The organism is Polynucleobacter sp. AP-Sanab-80-C2 (assembly GCF_035012965.1).
GTDB lineage: Bacteria > Pseudomonadota > Gammaproteobacteria > Burkholderiales > Burkholderiaceae > Polynucleobacter.
This window is the reverse complement of record NZ_JAYGQS010000001.1, coordinates 87,091-101,339: the sequence shown is the minus strand read 5'-3', so window position 1 is coordinate 101,339 and position 14,249 is coordinate 87,091. Positions and strand designations below refer to the sequence as shown.

Annotated in this window: 16 protein-coding genes; 15 read left to right on the top strand and 1 reads right to left on the bottom strand. The window is 44.8% G+C overall.

The window, feature by feature from the left end:
• Positions 1-150: 150 nt before the first annotated feature.
• The 8 genes from VC178_RS00490 (at position 151) to VC178_RS00455 (ending at position 7,859) form a co-directional block, all read left to right on the top strand.
• The gene (locus VC178_RS00490; protein WP_323481226.1) at positions 151-825 is read left to right on the top strand and encodes an ABC transporter permease; all 675 of its coding nucleotides are present in this window, start codon (positions 151-153) and stop codon (positions 823-825) included.
• Positions 822-1,610, top strand: coding sequence for an ABC transporter permease (locus VC178_RS00485; protein ID WP_323481225.1), 789 nt, complete (start codon positions 822-824; stop codon positions 1,608-1,610). The genes VC178_RS00490 and VC178_RS00485 overlap by 4 nt, the downstream gene beginning before the upstream one ends.
• A gap of 3 nt (positions 1,611-1,613) precedes the next feature.
• The gene (locus VC178_RS00480; protein WP_323481224.1) at positions 1,614-2,411 is read left to right on the top strand and encodes an ABC transporter ATP-binding protein; all 798 of its coding nucleotides are present in this window, start codon (positions 1,614-1,616) and stop codon (positions 2,409-2,411) included.
• A 31-nt stretch (positions 2,412-2,442) separates the two neighbouring features.
• Entirely contained in the window at positions 2,443-3,507 is a 1,065-nt protein-coding gene (locus VC178_RS00475) for an ABC transporter substrate-binding protein (protein WP_323481223.1), read from the top strand.
• Positions 3,508-3,589: 82 nt separating this feature from the next.
• Positions 3,590-4,903 carry a histidinol dehydrogenase gene (gene hisD / locus VC178_RS00470; RefSeq protein ID WP_323481222.1) on the top strand — a complete coding sequence of 438 codons (1,314 nt, stop codon included), beginning with the start codon at positions 3,590-3,592 and terminating at the stop codon, positions 4,901-4,903.
• Positions 4,900-5,673, top strand: coding sequence for an SDR family NAD(P)-dependent oxidoreductase (locus tag VC178_RS00465; protein WP_323481221.1), 774 nt, complete (start codon positions 4,900-4,902; stop codon positions 5,671-5,673). Before hisD ends, VC178_RS00465 begins: the two co-directional genes overlap by 4 nt.
• Before the next feature lie 11 nt (positions 5,674-5,684).
• Positions 5,685-6,689, top strand: a complete 1,005-nt coding sequence (locus VC178_RS00460) for a galactitol-1-phosphate 5-dehydrogenase (protein ID WP_323481220.1) — start codon at positions 5,685-5,687, stop codon at positions 6,687-6,689.
• Positions 6,690-6,710: 21 nt separating this feature from the next.
• On the top strand, positions 6,711-7,859 hold the full coding sequence (locus VC178_RS00455) for an iron-containing alcohol dehydrogenase (RefSeq protein ID WP_323481219.1): 1,149 nt from the start codon (positions 6,711-6,713) through the stop codon (positions 7,857-7,859).
• Here VC178_RS00455 and VC178_RS00450 read toward each other — a convergent pair.
• Entirely contained in the window at positions 7,854-8,729 is an 876-nt protein-coding gene (locus tag VC178_RS00450; RefSeq protein WP_323481218.1) for a LysR family transcriptional regulator, read from the bottom strand. The genes VC178_RS00455 and VC178_RS00450 overlap by 6 nt on opposite strands.
• A gap of 82 nt (positions 8,730-8,811) precedes the next feature.
• On the opposite strand from VC178_RS00450, the gene VC178_RS00445 reads away from it, so the two are divergent.
• The 7 genes from VC178_RS00445 to VC178_RS00415 are packed head-to-tail and all read left to right on the top strand — an operon-like array spanning position 8,812 to position 14,228.
• On the top strand, positions 8,812-9,543 hold the full coding sequence (locus VC178_RS00445; protein ID WP_323481217.1) for a succinate dehydrogenase/fumarate reductase iron-sulfur subunit: 732 nt from the start codon (positions 8,812-8,814) through the stop codon (positions 9,541-9,543).
• Positions 9,540-9,890: a succinate dehydrogenase gene (locus VC178_RS00440; RefSeq protein ID WP_215367241.1), complete on the top strand. Its 351-nt coding sequence runs from the start codon at positions 9,540-9,542 to the stop codon at positions 9,888-9,890. Before VC178_RS00445 ends, VC178_RS00440 begins: the two co-directional genes overlap by 4 nt.
• Positions 9,887-10,246 carry a succinate dehydrogenase, cytochrome b556 subunit gene (gene sdhC / locus VC178_RS00435; protein ID WP_323481216.1) on the top strand — a complete coding sequence of 120 codons (360 nt, stop codon included), beginning with the start codon at positions 9,887-9,889 and terminating at the stop codon, positions 10,244-10,246. Before VC178_RS00440 ends, sdhC begins: the two co-directional genes overlap by 4 nt.
• A gap of 10 nt (positions 10,247-10,256) precedes the next feature.
• Positions 10,257-11,132, top strand: a complete 876-nt coding sequence (locus VC178_RS00430; protein WP_323481215.1) for a fumarate hydratase — start codon at positions 10,257-10,259, stop codon at positions 11,130-11,132.
• 11 nt (positions 11,133-11,143) lie between these two features.
• Positions 11,144-11,755: a fumarate hydratase C-terminal domain-containing protein gene (locus VC178_RS00425; RefSeq protein ID WP_323481214.1), complete on the top strand. Its 612-nt coding sequence runs from the start codon at positions 11,144-11,146 to the stop codon at positions 11,753-11,755.
• On the top strand, positions 11,752-13,473 hold the full coding sequence (locus VC178_RS00420; protein WP_323481213.1) for an L-aspartate oxidase: 1,722 nt from the start codon (positions 11,752-11,754) through the stop codon (positions 13,471-13,473). Before VC178_RS00425 ends, VC178_RS00420 begins: the two co-directional genes overlap by 4 nt.
• Before the next feature lie 35 nt (positions 13,474-13,508).
• Positions 13,509-14,228, top strand: coding sequence for a sulfite exporter TauE/SafE family protein (locus tag VC178_RS00415; RefSeq protein WP_215367246.1), 720 nt, complete (start codon positions 13,509-13,511; stop codon positions 14,226-14,228).
• Positions 14,229-14,249 lie beyond the last annotated feature (21 nt).

The window sequence follows — 14,249 nt, the reverse complement described above, 5'->3', positions numbered from 1 at the left end:
GCTTCCATTTTGTGGTTAGAATGAAAGCGCTTACATTTTCTGTCATTCTATAAGGAATTAGAAATTTTTAGCAAGTTTTTATCCCTCCTTCTGTTTTGTGCAATCCTTCTGTTTGCTTGGTTTGGGTTAACTGAGTGGACGGGTATTATTTTGGGCGCAAGATTTCCATCGCCAACTGAAACGTGGAATTCATTCAAAATTATTGCTGTGCAAGGCTACGGTAATGGCAAGTTGTATCAGCATATTCTTCAGAGCGTGGTGCTGGTAACTTCAGGATTTTTAGTCTCATCATCCCTAGGCATCCTGCTTGGTATTTTGATGGGCGCAAATAAGAAAATTGAAGCATTTGTTAACCCAATATTTTTAACCTTAAGACCAATTCCCCCCTTAGCTTGGATCCCACTAGCGATTGTTTGGCTGGGGCTCGGCAACTCAGCCAAGGTTATGGTGATTTATGTGGCAGCGTTTGTACCGGCTGTTATTAATACTTTCACGGGTGTCCGCTCTATTGAAGTGCCGCAAAGAGAAGCAGCAGCTATGTTGGGGATTAGCCGCTTTGCCTATTACAGAGAGGTTTTAATACCTGGCGCTCTACCACTGATCTTTACTGGTCTAAGACTTTCGCTCCAGGCGTCGTGGACTACTTTGGTTGCTGCCGAGTTAGTGGGTGCTACTTTAGGATTGGGTTCAATACTCAATCAAGCTGCTCAAGATATTAATCCGGCAATGATTCTGGTTGGCATGATGAGCGTAGCAATTTCGGGATGGCTAATGACGCAATTATTAGCAAAGGCTGAGCGCTATGCGATGCCTTGGAGAGCATGATGGTTAATCGCGACCGTTTAAACCAAGGTGAATTTATATTATGGACTGGCTTAGGTCTTGCTAGCTTTATTGGTTTTTGGTATCTAGCGGTTGCTCTTGGTTTTGTTCCTAAACAGTTTCTTCCTGCGCCACATCAGGTCTTGTTGAAGTTTATTCATCTACTCAATGAACCATTCTCTGGCTATACCTTACTTGCCCATATCGCCTCCAGCTTTCAGCGTTTTTTGTATGGCTTTGTTTTAGCTGTCATGATCGGTGTTCCATTGGGTTTGTTGATGGCCTTATCAAGGTTCGCTAACCAGCTGATTACCCCTTTCTTTGAGAGTATTCGTTTTGTAGCCCCTATTGCCTGGGTTCCATTTGCAGCGCTTTGGTTTGGTACCGGCATAGGCGGACCAGTATTGGTAATCTTTATGGGCGCATTCCCGCCCGTATTAATTAATACTTATCGTGGTGCCATACATGTTGATAAAAAATATCTTGAAGCGGCAAAGATGCTGGGCGCCGGCAAGTTTCGCTTGATGACTGAAGTGTTATTTCCTGCGGCAATCCCCTCAATTATTGCTGGCCTCAGAATTTCAGCGGGGCTGGGTTGGCAATCGTTAGTGGGTGCAGAGTTAATTGTGGCTTCTAGCGGTGTTGGTTACATGATGGTGAAGGGTCAAGCAAGTATTCAAACCGATATTGTTATGAGTGGAATGATTGCAATTGGATTAATTGGTTTATTAATTGATGTACTTTTAAGGCAGGCTGAAAAGCTGGCTGTTCACTATAAAGAAATTTGAGTTATGGCAGATATTGTTTTTGAATCCGTAGAACGTAGTTTTAAACAGGGTGGAAAAGAATTTCTAGCTGTTGGCGGAATTGACTTGTGTGTAAAAGATAGGGAGTTTGTTGCTATTGTTGGACCCTCTGGCTGCGGTAAAACAACGTGTATGCGGATGGTTGCGGGCCTGGAAATGCCAAGTAAGGGGCGTGTATTAGTTGGTGGCAAAGAAGTGAAGGGTCCAGGACCGGATCGCGCAGTTGTATTTCAACAATTTGCATTATTCCCATGGAAAACAGTACAGGAGAACATTGAGTTCGGACTCAAGTCTTTGAGTATGGGCGCGGTGGATAAGAGGGAGAAGACGGCCCGCTTAATCACCTTAATGGGTCTAGAGGGTTATGAGCAGGCTTACCCTCATCAATTATCGGGGGGTATGCAGCAACGTGTGGCTATTGCACGAGCCTATGTATTAGAGCCGGAGGTCCTATTAATGGATGAACCATTTGGGGCATTGGATGCGCAAACACGAGTTGTAATGCAAGAAGAGCTTGTGAGACTGGCCCGTAAAAATCCGAAAACGGTTTTGTTTATTACCCATGCGGTTGAGGAAGCTGTGTACCTTGCGGATCGTGTCGTTGTCATGTCTAGAAGGCCTGGTTTGATTAGAGATGTTATAGAAATTAAGCCGATTAGAGAGAAAGAAGGTTGGGATCAATACACTCGTATTGAAGATGTAATGGATTTAGGTTCTTTTGTGCAGTTGCGTAGTCATATTTGGAAATTACTCAGGGAGCAAAACCTGGGTGTTGATCATTGATTTACTTTTGAAATAGACGAAGGAGACGGATATGAAATTTAAAAAGTCATTGGTTGGAATCTTGGGGGCAACAATGCTTGCTGCAGCAAGCATCGGGAATGTGCAAGCACAAGCAAAGCCTGCTTTAACGGAGATTAAGGTGAGCTATCAGCCTGCTCTGTATTGGGCCTTGCCGTTCTTCGTTGCAACTGAAAAAAATTGGTGGGGAGAGTTGGGTCTTAAGCCAGAATTTAGTACCTTCCCTGCAGGTGTTCCTCAAATCGCAGCGTCTGCCTCCAAGTCTTGGGATGTGGGGGGTACGGGCTCGGTACCGGCCGTCTTAGGTTATGTCCGTTTCGGAATCAAAACGATTGGCCTTAGTAACGATGAGTCTGCTGGAAATGCATTGCTAGCTACCCCGAAAGCAGCAGAGGCATTTGCGGCAAATCCACAGTCCTTAAAAGGACAAACTATTGTTTTAACTGGCAACTCCACAGGCGACTATGCAGTTCAGTCTTGCCTTAAGAAATATGGTTTAACTAAAGCCGATGTCGTTATTAAAAACATGGGCCAGGGCGAAATTATTTCTGCAATGTCATCTGGGAATGCAGACTTTGGTGGTTTATGGGCGCCAAATATTTATACCCTAGAAGAAAAAGCTGGTGCCAAGGTTATTTGTAGCGGCAAAGATGGGGGAGCATTTGTACCTGGCGCTTTAATTGTTCGCGGTGATTATGCAAAGGAAAATCCACAGAACGTCGCTAAATTCTTAGCAATTTACTTGCGCGCATGGAAGTGGATGAATGCCAATAAACCCCAAGCCATTGCAATGATGAAGAAGTTTTATGAGCAAGGTGGTGTGACTATTTCTGAGGCCTCAATGAAGAAAGAGTTTGATACCCGTCCAAACTATGATTTAGCAACAGAGTTAAAGATTATGGATGGCTCTAAAGGCCCATCACAAGTTGATGGTTGGTTCAATGCGATTGCAGCCTTTATGCAATCAACTGGAGCAATTCAAACTATTCCGCCAGCAAACGAATACATCACTGATGAGTTCATGAAGATGGTGAATGCTGATAAGAAGTTGCGTGAGTTTGCAAATAACACGAAGTAGTTAACAAAGAAATCCAAAAAATGGGGGCAACCTCATTTTTTGGATTAAAGCTGTAAGCGCTTACAAAGATAGGGTTAGAAACATGTCAATAAATTATTTGAAGAAGGCGGCTAAAACTCCAGAAACTGAGACATCGACAGCTCAACAAGTGGTCACTGAAATGCTGGCCAATATTGAGCGAAATGGTGAATCAGCCGTAAAGGAATATGCCGTAAAGCTTGATAAATGGTCTGGTGATATCGTGATGTCAGAGTCTGCGATCAATAAAATTCTAGCGGATGTGCCTGATTCAGTAAAAAGAGATATCGATTTCGCTGTCAAACAAGTATTTGACTTTGCTCTAGCCCAGAAAAAAAGTATTAGTGATTTTTCAACGACATTGCATCCAGGCGTCACAGCAGGTCAAAAGGTGTTACCGGTAAATGTGGTGGGATGTTATGCGCCGTCTGGAAGATATGCTCATATTGCTTCAGCATATATGACTGTGGCAACTGCAAAAGCTGCCGGCGTCAAAAATATTATTGCTTGTTCTAGTCCATTTCGTGGTGGTGGCATTCATCCATATGTGCTTTATGCCTTTAAGGCAGCCGGTGCAGATGTCATCATGACTCTTGGCGGGGTGCAGGCGATTGCATCCATGGCATATGGTCTCTTTACAGGGAAGCCAGCAGACGTTGTGGTTGGGCCTGGTAATAAATTTGTTGCGGAGGCAAAGCGTTCATTATTTGGCAAAGTTGGAATAGATGTTTTTGCCGGTCCATCAGAGATTGCGGTAATTGCAGATGAATCTGCAGATCCTAAAATCGTTGCCAGCGACCTAGTAGGGCAGGCTGAACATGGACATGAATCCCCGGCTTGGTTATTTACAACATCTGAGAAATTGGCCAAAGAAGTGATGGAGCTGGTTCCTCAGATGATTGATGTATTGCCACCAACGGCAAAAGATGCAGCAGCTTGTGCCTGGCGTGATTACGGAGAAGTCATTGTATGCAGCACTCGAGAAGAGCTTGCTAAGGTTTCTGATCAATACGCTAGCGAGCATCTTGAGGTTCATGCAACAGATTTGGATTGGTGGCTGAGTAATCTAACTTGTTACGGATCCTTGTTTTTGGGTGAGGAAACTACTGTTGCTTTTGGCGACAAGACTAGCGGACCAAACCATGTATTACCAACTAAAGGAGCCGCTAGATATTCGGGTGGATTATCGGTTCATAAATTTATGAAAACCTTAACTTGGCAGAAGATGACGCGTGAAGGCAGTAAAGAGATGGCATTGGTAACTGCAAGAATTAGTCGCCTCGAGGGAATGGAAGCGCATGCCCGTACTGCTGATGATCGTCTTGAAAAATACTTTCCCAATGAAATATTTGATCTTGGAAGCCCTGTTGAAGTATGAGTTCATTAGCGAATCAACTTTTTAATCTGCAGGGTAAAACTGCTCTGATCACTGGTGGTAGCAGTGGATTAGGAGAGGCAATTGCTATGGCCTTAGGTTTGTCTGGCGCCGAAGTGATTATTGCCGCTCGCAGAGAGGGGCCTTTAAAGCAAGCTGAAGAGCGAATGAGAGAGCAGGGAGTCAATGTCTCCTCTTATGTTGCTAATTTAAGTGATTTAGAGGTTGCCAAGGATCTTTCAACTCGAGTCTTAGGTAAAGCTGACAAGGTGGACATCTTAGTTAATGCTGCAGGTATTAATTTACGAGAACCCTTCGGCGAGGTTTCTCCTCAGAGCTGGCAAGAACAATTAAATATTCAGTTAGCAGCGCCGTTTTTTATGACACAAGCGCTTGCTCCCCAAATGAAGTCTCGGAACTGGGGAAGAGTGATCAATATTGCTTCGTTACAAAGTTATCGGGCATTTGCAAATAGCGCTCCTTATGGTGCAGCCAAAGGCGGTATTTTGCAGTTAACCAGGGCAATAGCTCAAGAGTGGTCAAAATTTGGGATTACTTGTAATGCAATTGGTCCAGGATTTTTTCCAACAGCACTGACTGCACCAGTATTTAATAATCCTGACTTAGTCAAAATGCACTCAGAAAAAACAGCTATTGGTCGCAACGGAGAATTGAGTGATATTTATGGTCTGGCGATCTTTTTGGCTAGCGATGCCTCTGCATACATTACTGGACAGACCATCATGTTGGATGGTGGTTATACCGCTACATAAGGAACGAGATAATGAAAGCCTTGGTTTATACCCAGCCCAATGAAATGCAAATTATGGAACGTCCATACCCTTCTTTAGATGAGGGTGAGGTGGTTCTCAAAATCGAGTCTGTTGGAATCTGCGGAAGTGATATGCATGCATTTCATGGCCATGACCCAAGAAGAAAGCCGGGCCTAGTTTTAGGGCATGAATTTGCTGGCACGGTTGAGGAGATGAGCTCTCCATTGTTTTCAAAGGGTCAAAGAGTTACCGGGAACCCTTTAATTACATGTGGCAATTGTGAATATTGCTTGCAAGGTCGAAATAATTTGTGTGCTAATCGTACGATGGTTGGGATGACAAGACCGGGCGCTTTTGCGGAGTATATGAGTATTCCCGCTAGTTCACTTATTGCTATTCCAGAGAGCTTAAGTTTAGATGCGGCTGCGTTAACCGAGCCTGCTGCCACAGCCGTCCATGCCATTAACTTATCAATGCGCGCACTTCAAAGACCGATTCAAGAGTGCCGTGTTTTGATATTGGGTGGAGGTGCAATCGGAATGTTATCAGCGTTACTCTTGAAGCATTACGGTGTGGATGACTTGACGGTTGCTGAAGTAAATCCCTTGCGTAGAAAGGCGATAGAAAAATACGTAGGCTGTAAGACAATCAACCCGATTGATAAAAAGATTTCAGAAAATGCTTATGAGTTTGTGATGGATTGTGTCGGTGCTGTAGTAACCCGAAACTCGGCTTTAAGTGCAGTTAAACCTGGCGGAGTAATGATGCATGTTGGCCTACAGGATTGGGCTAGCGAAATTGACATGAGAAAGCTTACGCTTGCTGAGATTACCCTGCTGGGCACCTATACCTATTCGACGGTAGATCTACAAGCCACTGTAAATTTGCTCGCACGCAATGCCTTTGGTGACCTTGCATGGGTTGAAAAGAGAGCGCTGGAAGATGGTCCTCAGGCATTCAGCGACTTGCATGCAGGAAAGACTGCTGCAGCTAAAGTTTTATTAAAACCGTTTTAATCTATCTCGGGATGCTGAGCTATGCAATTTGACTTTTACTCAACCCATTCAATATTGGTGGCGCGAGGTAGTTCAGTCAATCTTGCACGCAAGATTCAGGAGCGAGGTGGCAAATCGGTATTGATTGTTACTGACCCTGGAGTGTTGGCTGCAGGCTTGCTAAATAGAGCATTAGCTCAATTTAAAGAGCTGCAGCTATCAGTTCAAATCTTCTCAGATGTTGAAGCTGACCCACCAATCCCGGTAATCAATCAGGCAGTGCTGGCGGCGCAAGCATGTCATGCTGACTATATCGTTGGGTTTGGGGGTGGTAGCTCAATGGATGTTGCCAAGTTGGTTGCACTCCTATCGTCTGGAAAAGAAAGATTGGAGGATATCTATGGGATTGGCATGGCGAAAGGCCCAAGATTGCCTCTCATCCTAGTGCCGACTACCGCAGGCACAGGCTCAGAGGTGACTCAAAGTTCTGTTGTTACAGTTAGTGAGAGCGAGAAAAAGGGCGTGCTTTCACCACATCTTTTGCCGGACATGGCAATACTCGATGCAGAATTAACTCTTGGCCTGCCATCACATGTAACCGCCGCAACCGGAATAGATGCAATGGTTCATGCAATTGAAGCTTTCACTACTAAGCGCTTGAAGAACCCAATGTCGGACTGCGTTGCTAAAGAGTCTTTGAGATTATTGGCTGGTAACCTTCACCAAGCAGTCAATTTTGGAAACGATATTGTTGCTCGTGAAAATATGTTACTTGGTGCTTGTTTAGCCGGTATGGCATTTACGAATGCACCGGTTGCTGGAGTGCATGCCTTAGCCTATCCAATTGGAGCAAGATTCCATGTGCCTCACGGTTTATCTAACTCATTAATGCTGGCACCGGTAATACGATTTAATATTGATGTTGCTCACTCGATGTATGCAGAGCTTGGTCAAATCATAAAGCCTGGGCTAAAAGGTTCAAGTATTGAGCAGGCCTCCCAGTTGGCCGATTATCTCGGTAGCCTTGCTGGTGAGTTGGGATTGCCGCAAAAGTTGCTTGAGGTAGGAATTACAGAACGTGATATTGATCAGCTAGCACAAGATGCGATGCTACAAACTCGATTGCTGATGAATAGTCCCAGAGAAATTACTCTGAAAGATGCTGCGACGCTATATCGTGAAGCCCTATAGGCTAGATAAGAAATGCTGCTTGATAGCTAGCGTGATGTTCTGTCTCCCATGCTTCTTACGCTCTAGAAGTCCAACCTTACGATAGATTGTTTTTCCAGGTAGTTCCTGAATGTTGAGCTGTCGATCATTCCCCCAGGAGATGTTTGCTAGCTTTGGAACGATCGAGTAGCCAAGCCCTTGGCGCACTAGTTCAATAATAGCCTCGACAGAATTGAGCTCCATACCTTCTTGTATAGAAAGTTTATTAGCCTTAATGGTTTGGTCAACTAGATGGCCCGTCCAAGTATTACGCTCAAAGCGAATGAAGGGCAGTTTGGAATCTGCGTACGACACGTTTGATTTTCGTTTTGATGCAGTTGCTGGACTGATCAAGATCATGGGTTCTTTATATAGCTCAGTCCATTGTACGTTTTGGGGTAATGCGTATGGGGACTCAGTGACAATTGCTGCATCGAGGCTACCTTCTAAAACTTGATCAAGGAAATCACTTGATAAGCCGGCAATCAATTTCACTTCAAGACTGGGAAAGCTTTGCTTTAATTCATTTAAAGTTTTTCCGAATGCACCCATTAGGGTAGAAACCAGCGCACCTAAAACAATCGTTCCGCTAAGATCGGATTTAAGATCTGAGCCAAGGGCCTCGTAGCGAGCGACGATTTCTTGAATCGGTTCGATTAGCGATCTTCCATGCGCATTTAAGGTGAGGGAGCGCTTCGTCCGATCAAATAGCTCTAGACCAATTTCTTTTTCCAGTTGTTGTAATTGCTGTCCAGCCGCCGCTGCGGTGAGGCCAATTTCTCGGGCTGCAGCTGCCACACTCTTGTGGCGGGTAATCGCCAAGAAGTTTTTTAGGGTTTTAATGCTAGACATAGGCATTATTATAAATAATTTCTTTATCTCAAAGAAAAATTAATTCGATTTATTTTTTACTATCCATCAATATAATGAGGGCATGTCAAATACAGATCTGAAAGTAAGGGTATGGCGCGGCTCCCAAGAAGGGGAGTTTGTTGAATACTTGGTGCCACGCAACCCCAATCAAACAGTTTTGGATGTCGTTACCTACATCCAGAGAAAGCTTGACCCCACCTTGAGTTACCGCTTTGCTTGCAGAGTGGGTATGTGCGGATCTTGTGCCATGACAGTTAATGGCGTAGCTCGCTGGACTTGTCGTACTCACGTATCTCAGATTCTTCAGGGAGACTCATTAGAGATAGCCCCATTAAATAACTTGCCGGTCATTAAAGATCTCGCAACAGATATGCGAGAGTTTTTTAATAAATGGAAGGGCGCAGTCGGATTTTTCAAAGGCAATCAAACGCGTCATGATGACTTTGCAAAAGTTGAGCCAGATTCTGAAGAGCGTCAATTAGCCAATGCTGGGATTGAGTGTATCGGCTGTGGTGTTTGCTATGCCTCCTGTGAGGTAGTTGAGTCAAGGCCTAATTATCTTGGACCTGCTGCACTCAATCGTGCTTGGACATTAACGAATGATGTGAGAGATGTTCAGCAGTTAGATCGTATGCGTGCCGTAGCGGGTGATGCTGGTTGCCACGCATGCCATACACAAGGCTCTTGTACTGAGCGTTGCCCCAAGGCTATTGAGCCTACTGCCAGTATTGCTGGTTTAAAAAAGTTAGTTGCTAGGGCTGCCATACGTGGAAGCAAGTGGGGCAAGCTATGAGCACTGGCGTATTGCAAGCAAAGCTTTGGTATGCGCAAAGAATTAGCGCTATGGTACTTGGGATTTGTGTTGCGATTCATTTACTCATTATTTTTTACGCTATCAGAGGTGGTTTAAGTGCGCAAGAGATTTTAGGCCGCACCCAGGGCAATGTGCTGTTTGCTATTTTTTATGAAATTTTTGTACTAGCGTGTTTTGTACACGCGCCAATCGGTGTAGCGAATATCTTGCAAGAGACTTTCCCAAAGAGTGAATTGGCTAAACCTCTAGCTTGGATGCTGGCACTGCTGATTTTGGTTCTTGGCACTGCTGCAGTTGTTGGTGTTTTTACAGGAGGTCAAATATGAGCTCCAGACCAAAGTTAGATTACCGTGCAAAAAGCCACTTATCTTATTTTGCATATGCGTGCCATCGCTTTTCTGGCTTGCTGTTAGCCTGTTTTATACCCCTGCACTTTCTGATGCTGTCTCAGTCTTTACGAGGAGCCGAGGGCTTTGAGAAATCCTTAGCTTTAACTGACTTTTGGGTATTTAAGTTTGGTGAGTGGGCCTTGGTTATTTTGCTGGCAGTTCATTTGGCAGGTGGAATACGTCTGTTGATGATCGAGTTTGGGCCATGGAAGGGCTTACGCAAGGGCTGGATTCAAGTTTCCATCCTGTTCGCGATTGTGTGCGGACTTTTATTTCTATATTTCGCTAATTGATTAGGTTGATATGCAATTACAAATGAATTTAGTGGAAGAGGCCTGCAAAGAGCTCTACATTCGAGCTCTCAGGGTTTTGCCTGATGATATTAAGGCTGGTATTGATAAGCTAGATAAAGCGGAGACAGATTCACGTGCTCAGGTAGTTTTGAAGACCATGATTACCAACATCTCAGTAGCAGAGCGTGAAGATAATCTCCTTTGCCAAGATACAGGTCTGCCGATCTATAACGTAAAGATTGGCAGCAATGTGCAATTTGATGGCATGGCCTTAAAGGCGGCGATTCGTAAAGGATGTGAGCGCGCCACTAAAGAGTATCCACTCAGATCTTCGGTGGTGCATCCAATTACTCGCAAAAATAATCACACCTCTTGTGGCATTGATATGCCAGCTATACATATTGATTTTTTTGATAAATCAGAATCAGTTGAGATTGAAATGGTGCCAAAGGGTAGCGGTTCAGAAAATAATTCTTTTTTAAAAATGGCAATACCTGCAGATGGTATTAATGGGGTTAAAGCGTTTGTGATTGAAAGTGTTGTTTCTGCTGGCGGGAAGACTTGCCCGCCAACGATTGTCGGTGTTGGGATTGGTGGCACCTCAGATCAATGTGTTGCTATGGCAAAACGTGCAGCAACCCGTGAATTAGGCAGCGTATGTAGTGATGAAGAGGGTGCTCAGTTAGAGAAAGAGCTCAGCGCCGCCGTTAATCAGCTTGGCATTGGTCCACAAGGACTCGGTGGTGACGGAACTGCTTTTGCGGTTCAAGTTGAGCTAGCTCATACCCACATTACTTTGAATCCCGTTGCAGTCAATATGCAATGCCATTCCGCTCGAAGAGCACGTGCAACCTTTACGCCTTCTGGCGTGACCTACGGATTCTAGGAAGGCGACTGATGGCACATTACAACCTTGCAACACCAGTAAGCGAAGAGGATATCCGCAAGCTACGAATTAACGATACCGTGACCTTGCAAAATACTTTGTTCGGCATTCGTGATGCTACTCAAATTCATATGTTTGATCATGATCGTAAGACGCGCTTTGATTTAAATGGTCATGCGGTGATTCATACGGCACCTAATGTTCGTAAAGTGCCAGTAAGTACCCAGTTCCCTGCTGGATATGAACCTATTTGTATTGGTACAACCACCTCAGATCGTATGGAGCGCTTCACTCACCCCTTAATGACCCAGAATGGTGTACGAATGATTGTGGGCAAAGGTGGTATGCGCGAGGGTTCAGCTGCGGCTTTCAAAGAATTGGGTGGCGTTTATTTAGCCATTATTGGTGGTACTGCAGCGCTTGAAACAACTTGGATCGAGCAGATTGAGGATGTGGATATGGATGATCTCAATCCAGAGTCTTTATGGCGTTTCAAGATTAAAGATTTTGGCCCATTACTAGTTGCAATGGATAGTCATGGCGGCAGTATCTACCAAGAAGTGAAGAGTGATGTCGCTAGCAAAAAAGCAGCAGTACTAAAAAGCCTTGGGATCAGCTCATGAATACGATTCCAACAATAGATACTGATATCTTGATTCTGGGCTCAGGGGGCGCAGGTCTTTTTGCTGCATTGCATGCCCATCAAGCAAACCCCAACTTAAATATCACCATTGCTGTCAAAGGTTTACTAGGTAAGTGTGGTTGTACGCGTATGGTGCAGGGCGGTTACAACGTGGCTTTGGCCGAAGGAGATTCTGTTGAGCGCCACTTCATGGATACGATTGAAGGTGGTAAATGGCTCTCTGACCAGGATTTAGCATGGACGCTAGTTAGTAAAGCGGTTGAACGTATTCATGAGTTGGAAAATGAATTAGGTTGTTTTTTTGATCGCAATCCAGACGGCACGGTTCATCAAAAAGCATTTGCTGGTCAAACATTTGATCGAACAGTTCATAAAGGGGACTTAACCGGCATTGAAATTATTAATCGCCTAGCAGAACAGGTATGGGCCAGAGGCATCAATCGTCTAGAAGAGCATCGTGCTATTGAATTAATTCATAGCGAAGATGGTGAATCACTTGCTGGTGTATTGATGCTCAATATGCAGACCGGTGAATTTGTTCTGGTCCGCGCCAAAGCTGTCCTGCTTGCAACTGGTGGCGGCCCAACTATGTACAAATACCATACACCGTCTGGAGATAAGAGTTGTGATGGCTTGGCAATGGCATTGCGCGCTGGGCTTACATTGCGCGATATGGAAATGGTGCAATTTCACCCCACTGGTTTATTGGCTGGTCCGGGGACTCGTATGACAGGCACCGTCTTGGAAGAGGGATTACGCGGTGCTGGTGGTTATCTGCTCAATGGCAATCGGGAGCGCTTCATGGGTAACTATGATCCACGTAACGAGCGCGCTACTAGAGATATTGTTTCTCGATCTATTAATTCAGAGATTCGTTCTGGACGCGCAACCCCGAATGGTGGGGTCTACATTCAAATGAGTCATTTGGGACCAGAGAATGTGCGTAAGCAATTTAAAGGGATGGTTGAACGTTGTGCCGATAGCGGCTTTGATCTGGCGAATGATTTGGTTGAGGTAGTGCCAACCGCTCACTACATGATGGGTGGTCTTGTTTTTAGGAAAGATTGCAGCACCGATCTTCCGGGTCTTTTTGCAGCTGGTGAAGATACGGGTGGCGTTCATGGTGCCAATCGCTTAGGTGGTAACGGTGTTGCTAACTCAACCGTTTTTGGAGGTATTGCAGGAGATGTGATGGCTCACTGGGTTGCTTCACAGCAGTTCAAAGAGTGCAATATGGATGAGGTTGCACAAAGTATTGAGGCGCACGAGGCGCCCTTGAAAAAACCAGCTGGTGATATTGAGGCAATCCGCGATGCCCTTGCCGAATGTATGTGGGATGGCGTTGGCATTTCGAGAACAAAAGAGTGCTTAATGCGCGCACGTCAAACCTTGAAGCAGTTGGCTTCACAGTTAAATCAAATGGGTGTGGGTAATATTCAGCGTGAATACAGTAATACTTGGCAAGATTGGATGAATTTACAAAATCTCATTCTGGTAAGTCAGGCTGTAACTGAAGCGGCTATTGCCAGGGAGAACTCCAGAGGCGCCCACTATCGAGATGACTTTCCGGAGCCAGGATCTCTTGAAGACTCCTATTACACGGCAGTGAATTTTATTAAGCAAGAGCTAAAGATTGAAAATCGCCCCGTGCAATTTAAGATGATACAGCCAGGGCAAACGATCTTGGTAGAGGCGTAATCATTTTTGATTTAATTGATCCTATCCAGTTTGCTTTGGCAACACTGGTTATATTTCTTGCCTATTTCATTTTTGGCATCTCAGGTTTTGGTTCATCTATTGTTGCAGTGCCTTTGCTAGTGCAAATGTATCCGCTGAAATCGGTAGTCCCGATGATGGTGATTATTGATATCTGCGCCTCTTTATATGTCGGCAGAAAATCTTCTCAGGACGCTAATCTCAAAGAGCTGAAATGGCTGTTCCCGTTTAGCCTGATTGGCATGATTCTCGGAATCTATTTATTGGTGATGGCTCCAAGTGAGCCACTACTCATTACTTTGGGTTGCTTTGCGGCAATCAATGGAGCTCGCATCCTTTGGCAAAGAAATACAGAATTACGTGAACCCATTAGTAAGTGGTGGGCTGCGCCATTTGGATTTTTTGGTGGCACCTTTACGGCATTGTTTGCCACTGGTGGGCCAATCTATGTCTCATATTTAGGTTTACGGATCAATGATCCTAAGATGTTGCGTGCCACGATGGCGTTTGCAATATTTACGCTGACCCTTTTGCGTCTCACCTTAATGCTAGTTACTGGTTTGATTTTGAGTTGGCCGGTGATTGGATTGGCAATTTGTCTCATGCCGGCCACCTTTCTGGGGATTTGGTTTGGCACCCATGTACATACCAAATTAAGTAATGCTGCCATGAGAGTGGCTTATGGCTCAATCCTCATTTTTTCCGGAATCATTTTACTAATACGTCAACTCACATAGATAGACGGATTGCCTAGCCTG

Coding starts and splice junctions, on each gene's coding strand:
- VC178_RS00485 (WP_323481225.1), top strand. CDS start 822: ATGATGGTTAATCGCGACCGTTTAAACCAAGGTGAATTTATATTATGG.
- VC178_RS00480 (WP_323481224.1), top strand. CDS start 1,614: ATGGCAGATATTGTTTTTGAATCCGTAGAACGTAGTTTTAAACAGGGT.
- VC178_RS00475 (WP_323481223.1), top strand. CDS start 2,443: ATGAAATTTAAAAAGTCATTGGTTGGAATCTTGGGGGCAACAATGCTT.
- hisD (WP_323481222.1), top strand. CDS start 3,590: ATGTCAATAAATTATTTGAAGAAGGCGGCTAAAACTCCAGAAACTGAG.
- VC178_RS00465 (WP_323481221.1), top strand. CDS start 4,900: ATGAGTTCATTAGCGAATCAACTTTTTAATCTGCAGGGTAAAACTGCT.
- VC178_RS00460 (WP_323481220.1), top strand. CDS start 5,685: ATGAAAGCCTTGGTTTATACCCAGCCCAATGAAATGCAAATTATGGAA.
- VC178_RS00455 (WP_323481219.1), top strand. CDS start 6,711: ATGCAATTTGACTTTTACTCAACCCATTCAATATTGGTGGCGCGAGGT.
- VC178_RS00450 (WP_323481218.1), bottom strand. CDS start 8,729: ATGTCTAGCATTAAAACCCTAAAAAACTTCTTGGCGATTACCCGCCAC.
- VC178_RS00445 (WP_323481217.1), top strand. CDS start 8,812: ATGTCAAATACAGATCTGAAAGTAAGGGTATGGCGCGGCTCCCAAGAA.
- VC178_RS00440 (WP_215367241.1), top strand. CDS start 9,540: ATGAGCACTGGCGTATTGCAAGCAAAGCTTTGGTATGCGCAAAGAATT.
- sdhC (WP_323481216.1), top strand. CDS start 9,887: ATGAGCTCCAGACCAAAGTTAGATTACCGTGCAAAAAGCCACTTATCT.
- VC178_RS00430 (WP_323481215.1), top strand. CDS start 10,257: ATGCAATTACAAATGAATTTAGTGGAAGAGGCCTGCAAAGAGCTCTAC.
- VC178_RS00425 (WP_323481214.1), top strand. CDS start 11,144: ATGGCACATTACAACCTTGCAACACCAGTAAGCGAAGAGGATATCCGC.
- VC178_RS00420 (WP_323481213.1), top strand. CDS start 11,752: ATGAATACGATTCCAACAATAGATACTGATATCTTGATTCTGGGCTCA.